The sequence below is a fragment of the Streptococcus sp. STR1/CE/0325 genome (genome assembly GCF_055386095.1).
The window spans coordinates 885,257-905,050 of sequence record NZ_AP045018.1 but is presented as its reverse complement, the minus strand read 5'-3'; the positions used below and the strand labels follow the sequence as shown (position 1 = coordinate 905,050).

The 19,794-nt window shown below is 45.1% G+C and carries 21 protein-coding genes; 17 read left to right on the top strand and 4 right to left on the bottom strand.

Translation table 11 applies throughout. From position 1 onward, the window contains the following. Window position 1 precedes the first annotated feature (1 nt). On the top strand, window positions 2-1,081 hold the full coding sequence (gene cobT / locus ACZ49W_RS04425) for a nicotinate-nucleotide--dimethylbenzimidazole phosphoribosyltransferase (protein WP_464814123.1): 1,080 nt from the start codon (window positions 2-4) through the stop codon (window positions 1,079-1,081). A gap of 11 nt (window positions 1,082-1,092) precedes the next feature. Next, complete coding sequence (locus tag ACZ49W_RS04420) at window positions 1,093-1,710, top strand: cob(I)yrinic acid a,c-diamide adenosyltransferase (RefSeq protein ID WP_464814122.1); 618 nt, start codon at window positions 1,093-1,095, stop codon at window positions 1,708-1,710. 69 nt (window positions 1,711-1,779) lie between these two features. Here the strand turns inward: ACZ49W_RS04420 and ACZ49W_RS04415 are convergent, their stop codons facing one another. The 4 genes from ACZ49W_RS04415 to ACZ49W_RS04400 form a co-directional block, all read right to left on the bottom strand. Continuing rightward, complete coding sequence (locus ACZ49W_RS04415) at window positions 1,780-3,498, bottom strand: phospho-sugar mutase (protein ID WP_464814121.1); 1,719 nt, start codon at window positions 3,496-3,498, stop codon at window positions 1,780-1,782. Between the two features lie 136 nt (window positions 3,499-3,634). Further along, window positions 3,635-4,204: an ECF transporter S component gene (locus tag ACZ49W_RS04410; RefSeq protein ID WP_464814120.1), complete on the bottom strand. Its 570-nt coding sequence runs from the start codon at window positions 4,202-4,204 to the stop codon at window positions 3,635-3,637. Next, window positions 4,197-4,742, bottom strand: coding sequence for a phosphopantothenoylcysteine decarboxylase (gene coaC, locus ACZ49W_RS04405; RefSeq protein WP_464814119.1), 546 nt, complete (start codon window positions 4,740-4,742; stop codon window positions 4,197-4,199). Before coaC ends, ACZ49W_RS04410 begins: the two co-directional genes overlap by 8 nt. Continuing rightward, complete coding sequence (locus ACZ49W_RS04400; RefSeq protein WP_464814118.1) at window positions 4,739-5,419, bottom strand: phosphopantothenate--cysteine ligase; 681 nt, start codon at window positions 5,417-5,419, stop codon at window positions 4,739-4,741. Before ACZ49W_RS04400 ends, coaC begins: the two co-directional genes overlap by 4 nt. 187 nt (window positions 5,420-5,606) lie before the next feature. On the opposite strand from ACZ49W_RS04400, the gene ACZ49W_RS04395 reads away from it, so the two are divergent. The 15 genes from ACZ49W_RS04395 (at window position 5,607) to ACZ49W_RS04325 (ending at window position 19,727) form a co-directional block, all read left to right on the top strand. Next, complete coding sequence (locus tag ACZ49W_RS04395; RefSeq protein ID WP_464814956.1) at window positions 5,607-6,443, top strand: lipoate--protein ligase family protein; 837 nt, start codon at window positions 5,607-5,609, stop codon at window positions 6,441-6,443. A gap of 18 nt (window positions 6,444-6,461) precedes the next feature. Continuing rightward, complete coding sequence (locus ACZ49W_RS04390) at window positions 6,462-7,655, top strand: NADH-dependent flavin oxidoreductase (RefSeq protein WP_464814117.1); 1,194 nt, start codon at window positions 6,462-6,464, stop codon at window positions 7,653-7,655. Between the two features lie 2 nt (window positions 7,656-7,657). Then, complete coding sequence (locus ACZ49W_RS04385) at window positions 7,658-8,650, top strand: MsnO8 family LLM class oxidoreductase (protein WP_464814116.1); 993 nt, start codon at window positions 7,658-7,660, stop codon at window positions 8,648-8,650. Window positions 8,651-8,677: 27 nt separating this feature from the next. After that, on the top strand, window positions 8,678-9,010 hold the full coding sequence (locus ACZ49W_RS04380) for a glycine cleavage system H family protein (protein WP_464814115.1): 333 nt from the start codon (window positions 8,678-8,680) through the stop codon (window positions 9,008-9,010). Then, window positions 9,003-9,776 (top strand): protein-ADP-ribose hydrolase, encoded by a 774-nt coding sequence (locus tag ACZ49W_RS04375; RefSeq protein ID WP_464814114.1) that lies wholly within the window; start codon window positions 9,003-9,005, stop codon window positions 9,774-9,776. Before ACZ49W_RS04380 ends, ACZ49W_RS04375 begins: the two co-directional genes overlap by 8 nt. 78 nt (window positions 9,777-9,854) lie before the next feature. Continuing rightward, a complete protein-coding gene (locus ACZ49W_RS04370; protein ID WP_464814113.1) occupies window positions 9,855-10,721 on the top strand; it encodes an SIR2 family NAD-dependent protein deacylase in 867 nt (288 codons plus the stop codon). Between the two features lie 11 nt (window positions 10,722-10,732). Next, window positions 10,733-11,752, top strand: coding sequence for a lipoate--protein ligase (locus ACZ49W_RS04365; RefSeq protein ID WP_464814112.1), 1,020 nt, complete (start codon window positions 10,733-10,735; stop codon window positions 11,750-11,752). Between the two features lie 199 nt (window positions 11,753-11,951). Beyond that, a complete protein-coding gene (locus ACZ49W_RS04360) occupies window positions 11,952-12,638 on the top strand; it encodes an N-acetylmannosamine-6-phosphate 2-epimerase (protein ID WP_464814111.1) in 687 nt (228 codons plus the stop codon). Window positions 12,639-12,650: 12 nt separating this feature from the next. Then, window positions 12,651-13,574 (top strand): dihydrodipicolinate synthase family protein, encoded by a 924-nt coding sequence (locus ACZ49W_RS04355; protein ID WP_464814110.1) that lies wholly within the window; start codon window positions 12,651-12,653, stop codon window positions 13,572-13,574. 14 nt (window positions 13,575-13,588) lie between these two features. Next, window positions 13,589-14,056 (top strand): NanQ anomerase/TabA/YiaL family protein, encoded by a 468-nt coding sequence (locus tag ACZ49W_RS04350; RefSeq protein ID WP_464814109.1) that lies wholly within the window; start codon window positions 13,589-13,591, stop codon window positions 14,054-14,056. Between the two features lie 19 nt (window positions 14,057-14,075). After that, window positions 14,076-15,638 carry an MFS transporter gene (locus tag ACZ49W_RS04345; protein ID WP_464814108.1) on the top strand — a complete coding sequence of 521 codons (1,563 nt, stop codon included), beginning with the start codon at window positions 14,076-14,078 and terminating at the stop codon, window positions 15,636-15,638. Window positions 15,639-16,311: 673 nt separating this feature from the next. Further along, window positions 16,312-16,929, top strand: a complete 618-nt coding sequence (locus ACZ49W_RS04340) for a glutathione S-transferase family protein (RefSeq protein ID WP_464814107.1) — start codon at window positions 16,312-16,314, stop codon at window positions 16,927-16,929. A 69-nt stretch (window positions 16,930-16,998) separates the two neighbouring features. After that, window positions 16,999-18,015: a Fic family protein gene (locus ACZ49W_RS04335; protein ID WP_464814106.1), complete on the top strand. Its 1,017-nt coding sequence runs from the start codon at window positions 16,999-17,001 to the stop codon at window positions 18,013-18,015. A gap of 81 nt (window positions 18,016-18,096) precedes the next feature. Next, window positions 18,097-18,765 (top strand): response regulator transcription factor, encoded by a 669-nt coding sequence (locus tag ACZ49W_RS04330; RefSeq protein ID WP_464814105.1) that lies wholly within the window; start codon window positions 18,097-18,099, stop codon window positions 18,763-18,765. Then, window positions 18,762-19,727, top strand: coding sequence for a sensor histidine kinase (locus ACZ49W_RS04325; RefSeq protein WP_464814104.1), 966 nt, complete (start codon window positions 18,762-18,764; stop codon window positions 19,725-19,727). The genes ACZ49W_RS04330 and ACZ49W_RS04325 overlap by 4 nt, the downstream gene beginning before the upstream one ends. Window positions 19,728-19,794 lie beyond the last annotated feature (67 nt).

The window sequence follows — 19,794 nt, the reverse complement described above, 5'->3', positions numbered from 1 at the left end:
GATGGAAAGTCTGGACGCAATTATCCAATCGATTGCTCCACTGTCTCTTTTAAAGCAAGCACAAGGGCAGGAAAAATGTGATCAATTAGCCAAGCCTTTGGGGGCACTTGGCAAACTCGAAACCCTTTATGCACGGCTCTATGCCATGTTTGATGGGACGATTGATTTGGAAAAAAAGGTGGTGATGGTTTATGTCGCAGATAATGGGATTACCGAGGAAAACATTTCCTTTAATCCCGTAGAAACCACCGCCATTGTGGCTAGAAATATGCTGGAGGGCAAAACAGGTCTGTGGGCTATTTCTCGTCATGCCGGATCAGATGTCTGCGTGGTGGATATTGGCTGTCTGGAGGATCTTGGGGCTATTTCTTCTGACAAGATTAGAAATGGCACGAGAAATAGTGCCAAAGAGCCTGCTTTGACCAAAGAAGAAGCAGTAGCTGCCATTCTCCTTGGCTATCAAAAGACAGTAGATTTGATTGAAAAAGGCTACACTCTTTTTGGGACAGGAGAGATGGGCATTGGCAATACCACGACCTCGGCTATGGTGATTAGTGCTGCCCTTGGCTGTTCGGCAAAGGAAGTGACAGGCTACGGCGCAGGCTTAACCGATGAGATGAAGGCACATAAAGCACAGGTGGTCGAGATTTGTGTGAACAAGCACGCTCCCTACGAAGGGATACTAGACATCGCTGCCAAGGTCGGAGGGTTAGATATGCTGGGGATGGCAGGAACCCACTTGGCTTGTGCTAGCTATCAACTGCCTTGTGTGGTGGATGGGCTGATTTCGATGACAGGGCTTCTCATTGCAAGTAGGCTCTGCCCTGCGGTGTTAGATTATAGCTTTGCTTCTCATGCGTCAACTGAACCCGGTTATCACATCTTGCAAGAAGAGTTGGGTCTATCCCCCTTATTGAGCTTAGATATGCGCTTGGGAGAAGGCTCGGGCTGTCCTTTGGCTTTCTTTTTACTGGAAAATGCCACCTATACCATAGAACACATGCCGACCTTTAGAGAAGGCCAGCTCAGTCAGGACAATTATATCGATATTAGACCCTTAAAAACACAAAGAGAAAAATGAGAGGAGAAAAAATGCAGCTTTATACGAAAACAGGTGACAAAGGTTTGACAAAATTAGTCGGTGGACAAAGTGTGGCTAAGGATGCAGATCGGGTCAATGCTTATGGCACTATTGATGAGCTCAATTCATGGCTAGGTTATACTATCAGCCGCATGGAAGAAGGCGATGAACTGATTTCAGAGTTGCTTCAGTTGCAACATTATCTTTTTGACTGTGGTTCAGATCTATCCACGCCGCACGGGGTCTATCCTTATAAGGTGGATGACAAGCTAGTGAAGTGGATTGAGGAGCGGATTGACACGTATGCGGATATTCCGCCTGCTCTTGAGACCTTTATTCTACCGGGGGGCGATGAGATTGCTTCGATGCTTCATGTGGCAAGAACCATTGCTAGACGTGCTGAGCGTCACATTGTAGCGACCATGTGGACGGCTGAAATCAATAATGACGTCTTGATTTTTGTGAACCGTTTATCCGATTACTTTTTTGCACTAGCACGGGTTATGAATTACCGAAAAAAGAGAACAGACGTGGCTTACGAACGTGGCTCAAAGGTCTTTCACAACAACATCACCAAAGCAGATGTGGAGCGCTGGGCGCGTGAACGTGAGGAAAAAGAGAAAGGCTAATTTTTCAAACAATAGCAAAGAGGCTGGGACATAAGTACCCAACCTCTATTTTTTTCTAACTGCTTTTGTTTATCCAACAAAGGCATTGATTTCTGCTTCAATATTGGCGATTTTTTCTTTCGCTTCTGCTAGGGTGTTGCCTGTCGTTGCGATGTAGAATTTGATTTTTGGTTCTGTTCCAGAAGGACGAACGGCAAACCAAGATCCATCGGTGAGGGTGTATTTGAGAACATCGCTTGGTGGTGTGGTGAGGTCGTAGCTGTCGCCGTCTTGTTTGACAGCCTTTTGTTCTGCAAAGTCTTCAAAGAGGGCGATAGGAGTGTGGTTAAATGCACGAGGTGCATTGTCACGGAATTTTGCCATGATGGCTTTGATTTGTGCACTACCATCGATACCTGAAAGCTCTAGAGAGATGGTTTTTTCTGCGAAGTAGCCGTACTCTTTGTAGATGTCATCGATACCATCTGCCAAAGTCATACCCTTAGAGCGGTAGTAGGCAGCGATTTCTGCAAGGAGGAGAACCGCTTGGATAGCATCTTTATCACGGACAAATGGCTTGATGAGGTAGCCAAAGCTTTCTTCAAATCCAAAGAGATAGGTGTGGTTGCCCGTTTCTTCAAATTCCTGAATCTTCTCAGCGATGAATTTAAAGCCAGTGAGGACGTTAAACATGGTTGCGCCGTAGCTTTCTGCAATCTTGGTTACTAACTCTGTTGACACGATAGATTTGCAGAGGGCAGCGTTTTCTGGGAGGGTGCCTGCTTGCTTGTGGGCTTCTAGGATGTATTTGGCAAGGAGGGCACCGATTTGGTTTCCAGATAAGTTGAGGTAAGAGCCATCTTCTTGGCGAATTTCTACCCCAACACGGTCTGCATCTGGGTCAGTAGCAAGAAGCACGTCTGCACCACGTTCTTTACCTAGTTCTTCTGCAAGAGCAAAGGCAGCTTGGCTTTCTGGATTTGGTGATTTGACGGTCGTGAAGTCTGGATCAGGTGTGGCTTGGCTTTCGACCACCTGTACAGCTTCAAAGCCTGCTTGGGCAAGGGCACGTCTAGTGAGCATTTCGCCAGTTCCGTGTAGTGGGGTATAAACGATGGTCATGTCTTTACCAAACTCAGCGATCAAGTCAGGATTGATATTGACCGATTTGACTTCTTTGAGATACTCTTTATCGATATTTTCACCCAAAATCTCAATCAAGCCTGATTTTTTAGCCTCTTCAAAATCAGCCAAAGAAAGGCTAAATGGATCAGAAATGGCACGGATATAATCGGTCAAAGCAGCAGCATCTTGTGGTGGCATTTGTCCCCCATCTTCGCCGTAGACCTTGTAACCGTTAAATGGTGCAGGATTGTGGCTAGCGGTGATCATAATTCCAGCAATAGCGTGGAGATGACGCACAGCAAAAGAAAGTTCTGGAGTTGGACGAAGGGCTTCAAAGAGATAAGCCTTGATCCCGTGGTGTGCTAGAACACGCGCAGCATCTTGGGCAAATTCTGGAGAGAAGTGACGCGAATCATAAGCGATAGCGACACCACGTTTTTTAGCTTCTTCTCCCTTTTGTTCGATGAGTTTAGCTAGTCCTTCTGTCGCTTGTCTGACCACATAGATGTTAATACGGTTGGTCCCAGCGCCGATGTAGCCACGCATCCCAGCCGTTCCAAACTCAAGATTGGTGTAAAAGGCATCTTCCTTGGTCTTTTCATCCATCGCGAGCAGTTCTTCGCGAAGATAATCCGGTAAATCAGAGACAGCTAACCAGTTTTGGTAGGTTTCTTGATAAGTCATAAGCAACAACTCCTTGTCTGAAAAAAATATCTTGAAAGTTCGGATTTGAGAAATCTTGAACTTTCTTAACCGCTTTCATTATATCATATTTTGAAAAAATAATCATGGAAAACCATGATTATTCTGTCAATTATTTTTACGAACGGATTTTCCTTAACCGTGGCACCATGATGGCAGTCACGAGAGCCGCGATGACCATCTCGGTGGTCGAGTTGAGTGTGAGGACAGCTGCCAGTAATTTCTGGATGTCGCCTGCATAGACCTTAGCAAAAAAGATGAAGATCCCTGTCAGAACAAATATCGTATTGGTCAAAGAGCCAATAGCACCTGCAAGCAAAAGTCCGAAGCGATTACTCACAAGACGATGAATAAAATAAGGAAAGACCCCAATCAAAATTCGTGGCAAGAGGGCAATCAAAAGGGAATAAACGTTCCCCCCAGGAGCAAAAGGCGAAAAGAGGTAGCTGGCAGGACCGATGACAATGGAGTTGGTCATCAGACTAAGGATGCCCATCCATCCTCCTAAGATAGCTCCAATGCGAGGCCCATAGAGGATAGAGGCGATGATGACAGGGATGTGAACCAAGGTGGGTCTAATCGGTAGAGGGTATAGTGTAAAAATCGTCGTGGTCAAGACTTGAATGACCACCATGATGGCAAGGAAAATAGCGAGTAGAGAGACAGTTGTTGCTTTTTTTCTAGGCATGAAGGATCTCCTCAATGGTTTCTAAAATCGTATCAATATCTGCTAAAGCCCCTCTTCCCTTGATACCACAGGCGAGCAGGCTGTTTTTAGGTGAAATCTCAGTAAAGCCAGCCTCTTTGAGCCGTTTGATATTGTCTTGGGTAATGGGATTGTTGAGCATTTCAGTGTTCATGGCTGGGGCAAAGAGTTTTGGCGTATGGCTAGGAAGAGCCAGAGCTGTTGCGGTTAGCATATTGTTTGAAAAGCCGTGAGCCAAGTGGGCGATAGTATTGGCAGAAGCAGGGGCTAGGACGAAGAGATCGGCTTCTTGTGCCAATTGGATATGGTTAATCTGATCCGCCAACTTTTCTTCCATCACGTCTAGGCTGACTGGATTTTTAGACAGGACTTGTAGGGTCAAGGGCGTGATGAAGCGAGTGGCAGCCTCGGTCATGATGACATGAACAGTGTAGCCACGTTTTTTGAGCTGACTGGTCAGATCGGCTGCCTTGTAGGCAGAGATACTGCCAGAAACACCGAGTAGGATGGTTTTGGTCATGAGTTTTTTACCCTTTCATAGATGGCTTTTGCGATATTCCTTTTTCCAGAAGCACTGGTCACGGTCGTCTGATCCACCAGATAAGCCAAGTGCGCCTCACCCGAGATGGTTGTGAGGTCATTGGCGACGATGAGGTCAGCCTGTGTATCGTCAAGGCTCTTTCTGGCTGTTTGGATGAGGTCTTGTTTTGATACATCAACCAGGAGTTTAAAGCCAATCAGCTGAATAGCTGGGTTCCATTCTTTGACATGACGGATGAGCTTGGGCGTTTTCTCAAGGATGAGGACCTGATAGTCTGCTTTAGAGGAGATTTTTCCTTGAACATTGGTCTTTGCGAGCAGTTGCTCAGGCTGGCTGTTTTTTATCTCCTCAAAATCCGTCATGTAAACAGGCCGATAATCTGAGACTGCCATGCTGTGGATGAGGACATCGTGTTTTGGAACTTCCTCTTTTAAGGCGGCTTCTAGGTCAGCCACACTCGTCACCTCTTTTATCCGAAGAAGGGGATGAGCGTTAGGACGTTTGCTGTTTGGACTGGTGATGAGCGTCACCTCATCTTTTCCCTCTAAAAAAAGTTGGGCAATAGCTGCCCCTAGCTGTCCTGTTGCATGGTTGGTGATGGAGCGCACGCGGTCAATGGTTTCGCTGGTGCCTCCAGATGTGATTAGTATTTTCATGATAACATTATACCATATGGGATGGGGTTTCCGAGTAAAAAAGCCAAATTTTTCAGTCAAAGAATGGCGAAAAGGAGGCAATGAAAAGGGTTTAAATCTTCTATTAGAATTTTTTTCTTTTCTGTGCTAGAATAGAGTAGGCAGTCTTTGACGAAAAGATTGAACAAGAGATTTGAAAGGATACCTCGTGGCGCAGTTTCTTGAGCCTTTAGCACAATACCCGATTTCTTTATTTGATAGCAGGGAGCTTTCAGACGAGATCCGACAGGATCCTTTTACTTGGACGGATGTTTTTTTAGCACGGATTAATCAGTCTCCCGATCAGATTTTTCTGCATATTTGGCCGATGGAAAAGACGGTTATCCTCGGTATGTTGGATCGTCAAGTGCCTGATTTAAAGGCAGGGATGCAGGCTATTTTGGAGCGTGGCTATAAGCCTCTTGTGCGCAATATCGGTGGTCTTGCGGTCGTAGCAGATAGTGGGGTGCTGAATTTTTCCTTTATCCTCCCAGATAAGGAAAAACGCTTGAGCATCAAAGCTGTCTATATGCTGATGGTGGACTTTATCCGGCTACTATTTGCTGAAACAGGCTTAAGCATAGAGGCTTTTGAGATTGAGCGGTCTTACTGCCCTGGGACCTATGATTTGAGCATTGCTGGTAAAAAATTTGCAGGGATTGCCCAAAGGCGGGTCAAATACGGAATTGCAGTGTCCATTTATCTCAGTGTGTCTGGCGATCAAGCCCTTAGAGGAGAGATGATTCGTGATTTTTACGTCAAGGGAAAGGCGAATCAGCAAGACACTATTCACTATCCAGACGTGGATCCAGCTTGTATGGCCAACTTATCAGACTTGCTTGGACTTCAGCTATCTGTCGAGGATGTGGTGGAACAAATCCAATTTTGTCTCAGTGAGTGGCTATCTAATCCCCCTCAAATCTTTGCTGTCGATGAAACCTTATTAGAGACCTTTGATCGCTATGATCATGCAACGCAACAGCGTCATAGCCATTTACATCCTTAGTTAAAGAAGGTGATTTTGATGAAACCAGCTTACCGTCCTTTATTTGACCCCCTAACCTTGCCAAATGGGGCACGGTTATCCAATCGCTTTGTCCTATCTCCCATGGTGACCAATTCCTCAACCAGAGAAGGCTTGGTGACACAGGCAGATATCGCTTATGCCAAAAGGAGGTCTATGAGTGCGCCCTTACAAATCACTGGGGCAGCTTATGTGGATGATTTTGGTCAGTTGTTTGAATTTGGCTTTAGTGTGACCAGTGATGCGACCATAGATGGCTTAAAACAGCTAGCTAGCGCCATGAAAGCCAGTGGTCAAAAGGCTGTTTTACAGCTAACCCATGCTGGTCGTTTTTCCACCCATAGCCTCATGCGGCACGGCTATACCTATGGTCCTAGTCCTATGCGACTCAATACGCCTATTCCCCACGAGGTCAAGGAACTCTCAGTTGAACAGATCAAGGCAATCGTAGAGGCCTATAAGGCTGCCACAAGGCGAGCGATTCAAGCAGGCTTTGATGGGGTAGAAGTGTCCTCTGCTCAAAGACTGCTCATCCAAACCTTCTTTTCCACTTTTTCCAATCAACGTGAAGATCAGTATGGCATAGCCAGTCTGGAAAATCGCTCTAGGATTGGTTTAGAAGTCTTAAAGGCAGTGCAAGAAGTCATCGATGAAGAAGCCCCGAGCGACTTTATCTTTGGATTTCGTGGCACGCCCGAAGAAACGAGAGGCAATCAAATTGGTTACCAGATTGAAGAATTTAACCAATTTATGGATTGGGCCTTAGAAATCGCTCGCTTGGACTATTTAGCCATTGCCAGCTGGGGACTGGATGTCTTTCGCAATACCGTGCGTGCCGAAGGGCCTTTCCATGGTCTTTTGGTCAATCAGGTGGTTTACGACCATTTCAAAGGACGTTTGCCCATCATGGCAACTGGTGGGATAAATTCGGCTGAAAAAGCCATGGAAGCCTTAGTCCATGCGGATTTTGTTGGTCTTTCCACGCCTTTTGTGGTCGATCCCGAATTGGTGACGAAGATTGAAAACGATCAAGAAGACAGCATTCAGCTCAAGATTCAGCCCCAAGATTTGGAGGGTTTGGCCATTCCTCATGCGGCCTTTAAGGATTTGGTGCCTCTGATGGATCTGGGCAAGGTCCTACCTGATGAAGTGCGGGAGCTGTTTAAACGCTTAGAAGTCAACTATAAGGAGTAAGCATGAAGAACAGTCTATTGGATTATGGCTTAAAGGATGAAGGCAAGGATGCGAGAGCGGCCCTATCAGATACTCTGCGACTAGCCCAGCAGGCTGAAAACCTCGGTTTTCACCGTTTTTGGGTGGCAGAACACCATCATGTGCATGCGCTGACCATCAGTAGTCCAGAGCTGGTCATGATGTATTTGCTGGGGCAGACCGAGCGTATTCGCATTGGTTCGGGTGGCATTATGGCGCTTCATTACAGCAGTTACAAGATCGCTGAATGGCTGAAAACCCTAGAACTTCTCTATCCTAACCGCTTAGATTTGGGGATTGGCAATTCCTTGGGGACCAAGGAGGTTCATGCAGCGCTAAAGAGCATCCATCAAGAAGACCAGTATAAACAAGTGTTGAGCGAGATTAAGGCTTACTTGAGCGACCAAGCAGACCTTCCTGCCTATCCGCAGGTGGCAACGCTTCCCAGCATGTGGACCTTGAGCATTAGCGAGGAGACAGCAAAACTCGCTGGACGACTAGGACTGGGCTATACCTTTGGAATCTTTCCTTATGTCAATAAAGACCATCTGGCTGTGGGCACAAGGGCTGCCAAAGCCTATTATGACGCTTTCCTACCTAGCCCTCTGATGAAAGAACCAAGCCTGATGCTAGCTGTCTTTGTGGTCGTCGCAGAAACTGATGCCATGGCACAGGAGTTAGCCACAACGTTGGATTTATGGTCCCTAGGCAATCAAGCCTTCAATGAATTTGAGGCTTTTCCAAGTCTTGAAACAGCCAAGCACTATCCTTTGACCACGGAGCAAAAAGACACCATAAAGAGCAACCGCACGCGGATATTAGTGGGAAGTCCCGACACCATCAAGGCAAAGCTAGATCCGATGATAGCGAGCTTTGAGGCAAAAGAAGTCCTCTTTATCCCCTTAGTAGCAGGGATTGAGAACCGCTTGAGAGCTGTCCAGCTTTTGTCAGACCTCTATCCGAATGAAGAAGCATAAAACAAACTAGAAAAGAGAAGAAAACAGATGAAAAAAATCGCAAATTTCCTATTGATTGAAAAAAATGAAGAGGTTTACACCCTCAGCATGACACCAGAGTTGCAAGACGACATTGGAACCGTGGGCTATGCCGAGTTTACGACCCAAGAGGTGGTTGCAGTTGATGATGCGCTTTTAAATGTCGAAGCTTCAAAAACCGTTATGGGAATCCTATCTCCCCTTGCTGGTCGTATCTTGGAAAAAAATGAAGCGGTTGAGATGACACCAAGCCTTCTCAACTCTGAAAAGGCAGCTGAAAACTGGATTGTCAAATTGGTTGATGTGGACCACTCAGCTTTCCTTGCCCTCGAAGATGCCTAAGGACAAAGACCAACTCCTAGAGGAGATGATTGCTCTCTTAAAAGAAGAAGGGGGAAGCATGGATGAAAAGGGGCTATCGCTAGAAGAGATATGGCGAGGCTTGATTAATCAGCGTCCAGCAGCGGACGTTTCCTTAGCCTATTTGGAAAGGGAAGATGCGTTTTTGCAACTTCATCACAGGGAGCAAGGCCAAGCTGGTTTGGAGCTTTGCCAACCGACACGGTTTTCGCATGTCTTTCTTTATGAAGGAGACATCTGCCGTCTCAAGGTGGATGGGATTGTCAATGCGGCCAATAGTGGCATGCTTGGCTGTTTTACGCCCAACCACGCTTGTATTGATAATCAAATCCATACCTATGCAGGAGTGCGGCTGCGTTTCGCCTGCCAGGAGCAAATGCTGGCTCAAGGGCGAAAAGAAGCAGTCGGTCAGGCTAAAATCACGCCTGCCTATCACCTGCCAGCTGCTTATGTCCTGCACACGGTAGGCCCCTTTATCCCAGAAGGACAACCTCCCTCCCCCTTGCGCCAAGATTTGCTCAAGCGGTCCTACCTGTCGTGTTTGAATTTGGCGAGAGAAAAGGGGTTATCGACTCTAGCCTTTTGCGCGATTTCGACCGGACAGTTTGGCTTTCCCAAAGATTTGGCGGCGAGGATTGCAGTGGAGACCGTGACGACGTGGCTTCAGCAAGAAGAATATCCTCTAACCGTCATCTTCACCCTTTTTTCAGAAGAGGATACACGTTATTACACAGAACGTTTAACCTAAAGCCAATACGTCGCTATTTCCCATCGAAAATTTTGCTAACGCAAATCGCGACTTTGTATCTTATGAAAGGAGGTAGCTATGTGGCGTACCTTATCAACTTCTGAAAGCTCTCAAGCTAGAACATTGGCGGGCTTGGTCAAAGAAGCCGATGCGATTGTTGTTGGCATCGGTGCTGGCATGTCGTCAGCTGACGGTTTTACCTATATCGGACCACGATTTGAAGAGGCTTTTCCTGACTTTATCGAAAAGTACAGGCTTCTTGACATGCTTCAAGCCAGTCTTTATGATTTTGAGGATTGGGAGGAGTACTGGGCTTTTCAAAGCCGCTTTGTTGCTCTCAACTATCTGGATCAGCCAGTAGGGCAGTCTTATCTCAATCTGTTGACTCTTCTGGGTGACAAGCCCTACCATATCATCACCACCAATGCTGATAACGCCTTTTGGGTAGCAGACTACAATCCAGACAAGGTCTTTCACATTCAAGGTGAATATGGTCTCTTTCAGTGTAGCCAGCATTGCCACCAACAGACCTATCAAGATCATGAGCTACTAAGACAGATGATCCGTGAACAAAAGGACATGAAAATCCCTAGCGACCTCATCCCTTATTGCCCAAAATGCGGAGAGCCTCTTGAGATCAATAAACGCACGGTAGAAAAAGGGATGGTGGAAGATAGTGATTTTTGGGCGCAAGAGAACCGCTATCAGGCTTTTTTGAAAACCCATGAAACAGGCAAGGTCATCTATCTGGAGATTGGTGTCGGACACACCACGCCTCAACTGATTAAACATCCGTTTTGGAAGAGGGTCCAAGAAAATGAGAACAGCCTTTTTGTCACCCTCAATCATAAACACTACCGCATCCCACCAGCTATTCGGGAGCGCAGCATTACCCTCACCCAAGACATCCAAAGCCTCATCAAAGAGGCCAGCCACATGGTATAAAGGAGCCGCTTATGTACCTTATCGAACCCATTCGTGATGGCAAATACATCAAAGATGGTGCTGTCACCCTAGCCCTTCAAGTTTATGTGCAAAATCATTTGTTTTTAGACGATGACATCCTCTTTCCTTATATCTGTGATCCGACAGTGCAGATTGGAAAATTCCAAAATGCTGTCGTTGAGATGAATCAGGATTATGTCAAGGAACACGATATCCTCTTGGTCAGACGCGATACAGGAGGGGGTGCCATTTATATTGATAATGGTGCGGCCAATATCTGTTACCTCATGAAAGATACAGGTCTGTTTGGCGATTATAAACGTGCTTATGAGCCTGCTATCAAGGCCTTAAAAGAGCTAGGTGTCACTCAAGTGGAACAAGCTGGGCGCAATGACTTGGTCATCGAAGGAAGAAAAGTTTCTGGGGCAGCCCAAACCATTAGCAATGGTCGAGTTTATGGCGGCTACTCCCTCCTTTTGGATGTGGATTATGACCGGATGGAGAAGATTTTAAAACCCAATCGCAAGAAAATTGAATCCAAGGGCATCCAGTCTGTGAGAAGTCGGGTGGGAACTATCCGTGAGTATCTGGATCCTGAGTACCAAGACCTCACCGTAGAGGAATTTAAGGATCTGATGCTCTGTAAGTTGCTAGGTGTCGAGGACTTGTCAGAGGCCAAGCGCTATCAGTTGACGGAGGAAGACTGGGCAGCCATTGATGATTTGGTGGCTAAAAAATACAAGAACTGGGAGTGGAATTATGGGAATGCTCCCCAGTATGCTTATCACAGGGATGGTAGGTTTAAGGCAGGTACCATTGATATTCACCTAGACGTGGTTAAAAGCCGAATCGCCAAGTGCCGCATCTACGGGGATTTCTTCGGTAAGGGCGATATCAAAGATGTGGAAGAAGCCCTCATCGGCACCCGCATGGAAGAAGAGGATATCAAAGCTGTGTTAGAAGCGCTTGATTTGACCACTTATTTTGGTCCAGTGACAGCAGATGAATTAGTGGTCCTCATCTTTAGTTAACGTGTTCAAGTAACGAGTATCTTAGGATACTCGATTTTTTTATGACCAAATAAGAACTACTTTCATAAATGTAAGCGTTCCAACAGAAACCAAAGCCCTTGTTAAAAACTACTTTCTCTATTTAAAAATCTATTGAAAATAAATTCTTACCGTGTTAGAATAAGCATTGTAAAGGCTTACATTGTAGAAAGGAGAGCTTATGGAATCTTTATATAGACGTTTAGTGGTATCTTGTCAGGCTTTACCGCACGAACCCCTTCACAGTTCTTATATCATGTCTCGTATGGCGGTTGCAGCACAAGAAGGTGGTGCGGCTGGGATCAGAGCCAATTCCGTTGAGGACATCAAAGCCATCAAGGAAGCGGTTGATCTTCCGATCATTGGGATCATCAAAAAGGATTATGATGATTCAGATGTTTACATCACCTCTACCATGGCTGAAGTGGATGCTTTGATGAGCGTCAAACCAGACATCATCGCCATGGACGCAACCAGCTCACTTCGTCCCGGAGGCTTGACCTTAGACGAGTTTTTCCGTCAAGTGAAGGAAAAATATCCTGAGCAATTGTTTATGGCAGATTGTTCGACGGTGGAGGAGTGTCTGCATGCAGATAGGTTAGGCTTTGACTACATCGGAACGACCTTGGTTGGCTACACCAAACAAAGTCAAGGTCTCAAGATTGAAGCGGATGATTTTGCCTTTATCCGAGAGGTCTTGGAAAAGATTAGCCATCCCATGATTGCAGAAGGCAATATTGACACTCCAGAAAAGGTCAAGCGTGTGCTTGAGCTAGGTGCTTACAGCGTGGTGGTGGGCTCCATCATCACCAGACCACAGGTCATCACAAAAAGATTTGTTGATGCTATTACAGATATGACGCAGTAAAAGGAGTCGATGATGACAAGAGACTTGAGTAAATACGAAGGCATTATTCCTGCTTTTTATGCCTGTTATGATGAGGCAGGTGAGATTAGCCCAGAAGCGGTGCGAAACTTAACCCAATACTTTATGGATAAAGGGGTTAAGGGTTTGTATGTCAATGGGTCATCTGGTGAGTGTATCTATTTGAGTGTCGCAGATAGAAAGCTGGTCCTAGAAGAGGTCATGAAAGTGGCTAAGGGCAAACTCACCATCATTGCCCATGTGGCTTGTAACAATACCAAAGAGAGTGTGGAGCTGGCTAAACATGCAGAAGAACTGGGTGTGGATGCTATTGCAGCCATTCCTCCCATCTATTTCCGCTTACCAGAATATGCCATTGCCAACTACTGGAATGCCATGAGTGAGGCAGCGCCAAACACAGATTTTGTAATTTACAACATTCCACAGCTATCTGGGACCACTCTTACCCTTCCCCTCTATGCCAAGATGCGGGAGAATCCTAGAGTGATTGGTGTGAAAAACTCTTCTATGCCTGTTCAAGATATTCAGCAGTTCGTTGCAGAAGGTGGCGAGGACTACATCGTCTTTAACGGTCCAGATGAGCAGTTCATCAGTGGCCGTGTCATGGGGGCAAAAGCTGGTATTGGTGGGACTTACGGCGCGATGCCGGATCTCTTCCTAAAGCTGGATGAATTGGTGAAAGAAGATAAGCTAAAAGAAGCCAAAGACCTTCAGTATGCTGTGAATAGCATCATCTACAAATTGGTCAGTGGACACGGCAACATGTATGGCATGATCAAAGAAGTGCTTCGCTTAAACGAAGATTTGGATATCGGTTCTGTTCGTTTGCCACTTGAACCCCTTGCAGCAGAAGATTTGGCCATTGCCAAAGAAGCGGCTGAGATGATTCAAGCAGCCCGTGCAAAATTTTTAGGATAAGGTAGGACCAGACGATGATTGTTGCACACATTAAAGATTTAACACGCTACAAACACTTATCTGACCCTTTAAAACAAGCCATTGATTTTTTGCAAAATCTTGATTTTAGTCAGGTCGAGGCAGGTCCGCTTGATATTCCTGCCAAAGATGTCAGTGGCTCTTGCATGAACTATGAGCCAAAAGGCAAACTAGGTGATTTTTTTGAAAATCACGAGCGTTTTATTGACATTCATCTGACCCTTAGCGGTCGTGAAAAAATGGCCACCACGAGCTTAGAAAAAGCCACGATCACAAAACCTTATCAAGTGGACGATGACATCACCCTTTATACAGGAGAAGTCGAAGAAGTGGTGACCCTTTTTCCGGGGAATTGCTTGATTGTTTTCCCAGAAGATTTGCATCAACCCGGTGTAACGGATAAAGACCAGTGGGTGAAAAAAGTGGTTTTAAAAGTTGCTGTGGATGAGCAAGCAACCAATTAAAAAGAGAAGGACCGACATTATGGATACGACAACAAAAAAACTTCCTTGGTACAAGGAACTCACTCGAGATGAGTGGAAATCGTTTTTTGCTGCCTTTATGGGCTATTTCTTGGACGGGTTTGACTTTAATATGGCAAACCTCCTCCTCATTCCCATCGCCAAAGAATTTGGGATTCCGCTCTTATTAGCTTCCACCATGGTATCGGCTGCTTACCTGTCGAGATGGTTTGGAGGAATGCTTTTTGGAGCGATTGGTGACCGGTTTGGTCGCCGTGTCTCTATGACTGCCTCTATCCTTTGTTATGCTGGAGGGACTGTGATATGTGCTTTTGCTCCAGCGTTTGGGGTACTCTTTGCAGCCCGTCTCTTTATCGGACTTGGGATGGCAGGAGAGTATAGCTCTTCAACCACCTACATCATGGAAACTTGGCCAAAACACATGAGAAACAAGGCTGTGGGTTTCGTTGTAGCTGGTTTCTCTCTAGGAGGTGCGGTGACTGCCCAAGTCTATAAACTCGTGACTTATTTGGTACACGGCACACCTTATGAAGCACATGCTTGGCGGATTTTCTTCTTCATTGGGATTATTCCAATCTTCTTTGCGCTTTGGATGAGACGCTCTATCTCAGAAGCTTCCGACTATGAGGAAATGAGACGTCAACAAGAAAAATTGGCCAAAGAACAATCTGGCTATGAGCCACCAAAAGACATGTTTAGCGTTCTCTTTAGAAGAAGCGCAACTGCCACCATCCTTAATACCATTAGCTCTATTTTGACGGTGGCACTTCTTGTTTGTGTCTTTATCTGGGCACCTAAGTTGAACTTCTGGCAATTAGCTATTTCTTGGATTTTGATTTTTGCCAATATCCTTTCCTTTACCCGCCAATTCATGAAAAAACGTTGGCCGATTGGCTTAGGCATTCTTGTCATGCTTCTTATTGCCAACCTCAACAGTGGACCGATGCAAGCGCTCTTTCCGACTTATGTCCAAGGTGTCCTTGGTTTTAGCACCGCTCAAACAGCCAACATCACATCTGTTTTCTGGTTTGGGCAAGTTATTGGCTGTGTGGCGGTTGGATTTGTCGGTGATAAGCTTGGAATGAGAAAAGCTGCTTGGGTGGGACTTTGCTTCTCACTTCTTGCTATGGCGCCTGTCTTTATGATTGATAAAGACATGATGGCCAATAAAATGTGGTATTTGACCTTTGTGTTGTTCCTCCTTGCTTATGAGTGCTTCTACGCTTTTGTGGCGCTTATTCCACGTATCGTTGGGAACTATTTCCCAACCTCAGCGCGTAATGCAGGAATTGGTTTTCTCGTTAATGCGGGTAGCTTGGGACAAGCCCTTTCTCCAGTCTTGGCTCTTAGCTTATCTGAGAAAGTCTTTAAACCGCTAGGCTTGGGACTTGGTTGGACCATGTTTTCCATTATGTGTTTGATGACCATTCTCCTTATCCTTTCATTTGCGACCAACTTACCTGCACAGTTGCAAAAATTGATTCATCCAGAAGAGCTCCGTGAGCAAGATATGTTGGATGAAGACAGGACCAGCGTAGCTGATCAGGTCAAATTGGAAGCCTAAATCATAAACAAAATAGATTATCCTAGAATGTGGGCTCTATAATATCTGTAGTGGATAAAATCCAGCACAGATGTTATGGGGCTTTTTGAGTACAAAAACATGTGCTCCCTTCTAATGAGTAGTTTCGTCACTTTTCATTAGAAAGGATCACAGTCAGGGAAGTGAACTGCACCTTATCAGAACAGTTTAGTATGACAAAATCCAATCTCAAATAGATGATTCGTCTGATGGATAGGTATGTGATAGCTATTGTTCAAAAGGGTAAAAACAGCTATTATCCTCCAGAACTGAAGCAAGAGATAATAGATAAGGTCCTGATCGATGGTCAATTTCAGAAACAAACAGCCTTAAATTATGCTATAGCGACTAGCTCAAGGCGATAAGGAGATAGAATTAAAGATGCAGATTCAAGAGATTTATGATGAACACAAGGGAAACTATGGCTATCGTCTGTGACAGAGTTTGCTTTAGCAGGAGGAAAACTCTACTTATCCTCTGTGTTAAATGATTTTATATAGTAAGATGATTGACTTCACCTTATCTCGTTCATCCATTTGGGGGTCAGTACAATTTTTTAGTAAGGTTTTTAAGTTACTAGACAGAATAAGTCTCTAGCCAATCTCTTTCTTTCATGTTATAATGAGGGGATAACAAACAAAGGGGAATTTCACTTATGACCATGACGCTTTACTATGCACCAGGTACATGTGCTCTTGCTTGCTGGATTTCACTAGAGTGGGCAAAGGCAGATTACACGGTGGAAAAAGTCGATATGCACTCTGAGAGCTACCGCAAGATCAATCCACTAGGCTTGGTCCCTGCGATCGAAATTGGGGCTAAACGCCCTATGACACAGGCTAACGCCATTTTGCAATACATCGTGGCACGTTTTCCTGAAAGCGACCTTGGCGCAGGTAGCGATCTCTTAGATGATTTTGAGTTCAATGAAACCATGTCCTTCCTCACAGGTGATTTCCACCCTGCCTTTTGGCCTTTCTTTGTCCCAGCACGCTACACAACGTCTAAGAAGCAATCTGACTTAGAAGCGGTGAAAACAGCGGCTTATGAACGCATTGATCGGGTCATGCTGCATCTGGATAGCTTGATTGGTGAGACCAACCATGTTTTTAAGGACAAGCGCACCGTTGCAGACGCCTATGCCTTTGTCATGGCGACTTGGACCAACTACACACCAAAGAAATGGACAGAGTACCCAAATGTCGCTCGCTTTATGGCTGCCATGCAGGAAGATCCAGCCGTCAAAAAAGTCCTAGAAGCCTCAAAAGCCTAGAGAAAAAGCAGGAGATCCTGCTTTTTTTGTTGGAAATTTTGTTATAATAGAGTAAGGTAAGGAGGGAAGATGAAACCACCGTTTACGATTACAAATAGGATGCTGAATCAAGTCGTTGAGATTTCTAAAATAGTGGGACAGCTCGAATTACAGGTCGAACGTCAGTTAACGTTAAGAAAAGAAAATCGGATTCGCTCGATTCAGTCTTCGCTAGCTATTGAAAAAAATAGTCTATCTATCGAACAAGTGACCGCTATCATTGATGGGAAAAGAGTCCTAGGACCTCTAAGAGAGATTCAAGAAGTGAAAAATGCCTATGCGGTTTATGAAGAGATTTTATCCTTTCATCCTTATTCTCAAAAGGATTTTCTAAAAGCACATGCTTTGCTCACCAAGGACATCGTGTCTTATTCTGGTCAGTATCGACCGAAAGATGTTGGCATTTATGATGAGAGAGGGAATTTAGTTCACATGGGAGCTAGACCGCCATTCATTCACCAGCTGATGTCTGAGCTCTTTGACTGGGGACAAAAAGATGATACACCAGAACTGATTAAAAGTTGTGTTTTTCATTATGAGATTGAGACCATTCATCCTTTTGAGGATGGCAATGGTCGTATAGGGCGATTATGGCAAACTGTTATTTTAGCCCATTGGCATCCGATTTTTGCTTGGATTCCTGTCGAAACCCTTATTCACGAACATCAGCAAGGTTATTATGATAGTTTAGCGATAGCAGATCGGCAAAATAATTCATCCGTCTTTATCGAGTTTATGTTAGACCTCATCTTAAAAACTCTTATCGCTTATCAAGCGAGCGATAAATATAGCGATAAATTGATTGATAAATGGCAAGATAATCGTTCCCCTTTAAGTCAAGCAGAACAGCATTTATATGACCTGTTACATCAATACTTTAAAGACCATAATAGTGTTACAACAGCGATTGCAGCTCAGTTGTCGGGCAAATCCGTATCAACTGTCAGAAAATATTTGGCGAAAATGGTTGATTTGGATTTCCTAGAAGCTCGAGGAAGCAATAAAAATAGAGTGTTTGTCTTAAAGGAAGAAAATAGACGTGACTAGAGGTCGCTGAGCCCTCAAGTCTGTTTGATCTATTTTGGAGACAAGTTAATGTAAAAATGATTGGGAACAAAGACTAAACTGATGAACACACTTGATAAAATCTACATCATCGAAGACGACGAGACCATCGTGTCTTTGCTACGCAAGCATTTTCACGATCGGTATGAGGTGTTTTCGGTACAAAATTTTAGGGCCATCAAACAAGAGGTGGAAGAAATCGCTCCAGATGTTATCCTCATGGACATCAATCTCCCTTATTTTAATGGCTTTTACTGGACGACCGAGATTAGAAAGAGCCTGACCACCCCCATTCTTTTTATCTCCAGCAATAATGACGACATGTCCACCATCATGGCGCTGGATATGGGAGGGGATGATTTGGTCACCAAGCCTTTTTCCATCCATGTACTAGAGGCCAAAATTACTGCACTGCTCAGACGCAGCAAGAGTTTTTCTGCCCCAGCTGGACAAACCTTTCAAGATTATTCGCTGAGTCTGGATGGGGTCTTGACACATGGTGAGGATAAGCTCCATCTGACACCGACCGAATCACGGCTATTGAGCCAGCTCATGCAGTCTGCCCCACAAGTGGTGACCAAGGAACAACTGCTTGACCTCTTGTGGGAGGGAGGCGACTTTATCGACCAAAACACGCTCCACGTCTATATCACAAGGCTGCGGAAAAAACTGGCCCAGATTGGCTTTTCTCACCTGCACACGGTGCGGGGCGTGGGGTATGTGCTCAAATGAAATGGCTAGGACTATATGTACGTCAGTATGGGCTTTGGTACGCCTTATATCTGGGAGTGACGGGCTTGTTTTACCTGACTTTCTTTCTAGAGCGTTTGCCCCTATCTGCTTTTGGACCCTCTCTTGTCTTTGTCTTGACCCTTGTTCTTATGGTTTTTTGTGGGCATTTTTTCCTCTTTTATCGAAAAATGAAGCGCATCACCGCCCATCAACTGGAGCTTATCGAGGATTTCAATGCCCCAATCGATCAGGCTTATCGAACCTTCCTAGAAACCTTGATTCAGCAACAAAAAGATGCTCAATATCAGCTCAACCACGAGAGCTATCGGATGAATCAACTCATCAAAATCTGGTCACATCAGATGAAGGTTCCCCTTGCGACCCTGTCCTTGATGGAGGAAACTCAGCAAATCACCACCAAAGACATGCGCGAGCAGTTGCTAAGGATGGAGCATTATCTGGATAACCTCCTCAACTACCTCAAGTTCAGCCAGCAAGCCAAGGATTTTCGCTTTGTACCCGTGGATGTCAGACAGATTTTACTGGATCTGATTAAAAAATACCGCCTGCTCTGTGTGTATAAGGATTTGTCAGTGGATATGAGGGGGGAAGCTGTCTTCCTGTCGGACAAGAAATGGCTGACCTTTGCTTTGACCCAGATTTTGGACAATGCTATTAAGTACAACAAAACAGGCGGCAAGATTACCATTACCCTAGAGGACAATCAGCTCCATATCGCTGATACTGGGATTGGGATTTTACCTGAGGATATTCCTCGCCTCTTTGATGAAGGTTTTACCGGTTACAACGGCAGAGAGCATCAAAAAGCCACTGGACTGGGGCTCTACTTGAGTAAGCATATTTTGGATGAGCTGGGACTGGTGATTACGGTTCAAAGTCAAGTTGAAAAAGGCACCTGTGTCACCATAAAGGAGACCAAACATAATTGGCCAATGGATTGAAGCAGCAGTAGAAGAGTATGTGGCAATCTTACAGGTCAAGATCGTCCAAGAGGGGCGCTATGCTATT

Excerpts from the sequence above, each read along its gene's own strand:
- cobT (WP_464814123.1), top strand. The coding sequence starts at position 2 with ATGGAAAGTCTGGACGCAATTATCCAATCGATTGCTCCACTGTCTCTT.
- ACZ49W_RS04420 (WP_464814122.1), top strand. The coding sequence starts at position 1,093 with ATGCAGCTTTATACGAAAACAGGTGACAAAGGTTTGACAAAATTAGTC.
- ACZ49W_RS04415 (WP_464814121.1), bottom strand. The coding sequence starts at position 3,498 with ATGACTTATCAAGAAACCTACCAAAACTGGTTAGCTGTCTCTGATTTA.
- ACZ49W_RS04410 (WP_464814120.1), bottom strand. The coding sequence starts at position 4,204 with ATGCCTAGAAAAAAAGCAACAACTGTCTCTCTACTCGCTATTTTCCTT.
- coaC (WP_464814119.1), bottom strand. The coding sequence starts at position 4,742 with ATGACCAAAACCATCCTACTCGGTGTTTCTGGCAGTATCTCTGCCTAC.
- ACZ49W_RS04400 (WP_464814118.1), bottom strand. The coding sequence starts at position 5,419 with ATGAAAATACTAATCACATCTGGAGGCACCAGCGAAACCATTGACCGC.
- ACZ49W_RS04390 (WP_464814117.1), top strand. The coding sequence starts at position 6,462 with ATGAAACCAGCTTACCGTCCTTTATTTGACCCCCTAACCTTGCCAAAT.
- ACZ49W_RS04385 (WP_464814116.1), top strand. The coding sequence starts at position 7,658 with ATGAAGAACAGTCTATTGGATTATGGCTTAAAGGATGAAGGCAAGGAT.
- ACZ49W_RS04380 (WP_464814115.1), top strand. The coding sequence starts at position 8,678 with ATGAAAAAAATCGCAAATTTCCTATTGATTGAAAAAAATGAAGAGGTT.
- ACZ49W_RS04375 (WP_464814114.1), top strand. The coding sequence starts at position 9,003 with ATGCCTAAGGACAAAGACCAACTCCTAGAGGAGATGATTGCTCTCTTA.
- ACZ49W_RS04370 (WP_464814113.1), top strand. The coding sequence starts at position 9,855 with ATGTGGCGTACCTTATCAACTTCTGAAAGCTCTCAAGCTAGAACATTG.
- ACZ49W_RS04365 (WP_464814112.1), top strand. The coding sequence starts at position 10,733 with ATGTACCTTATCGAACCCATTCGTGATGGCAAATACATCAAAGATGGT.
- ACZ49W_RS04360 (WP_464814111.1), top strand. The coding sequence starts at position 11,952 with ATGGAATCTTTATATAGACGTTTAGTGGTATCTTGTCAGGCTTTACCG.
- ACZ49W_RS04355 (WP_464814110.1), top strand. The coding sequence starts at position 12,651 with ATGACAAGAGACTTGAGTAAATACGAAGGCATTATTCCTGCTTTTTAT.
- ACZ49W_RS04350 (WP_464814109.1), top strand. The coding sequence starts at position 13,589 with ATGATTGTTGCACACATTAAAGATTTAACACGCTACAAACACTTATCT.
- ACZ49W_RS04345 (WP_464814108.1), top strand. The coding sequence starts at position 14,076 with ATGGATACGACAACAAAAAAACTTCCTTGGTACAAGGAACTCACTCGA.
- ACZ49W_RS04340 (WP_464814107.1), top strand. The coding sequence starts at position 16,312 with ATGACCATGACGCTTTACTATGCACCAGGTACATGTGCTCTTGCTTGC.
- ACZ49W_RS04335 (WP_464814106.1), top strand. The coding sequence starts at position 16,999 with ATGAAACCACCGTTTACGATTACAAATAGGATGCTGAATCAAGTCGTT.
- ACZ49W_RS04330 (WP_464814105.1), top strand. The coding sequence starts at position 18,097 with ATGAACACACTTGATAAAATCTACATCATCGAAGACGACGAGACCATC.
- ACZ49W_RS04325 (WP_464814104.1), top strand. The coding sequence starts at position 18,762 with ATGAAATGGCTAGGACTATATGTACGTCAGTATGGGCTTTGGTACGCC.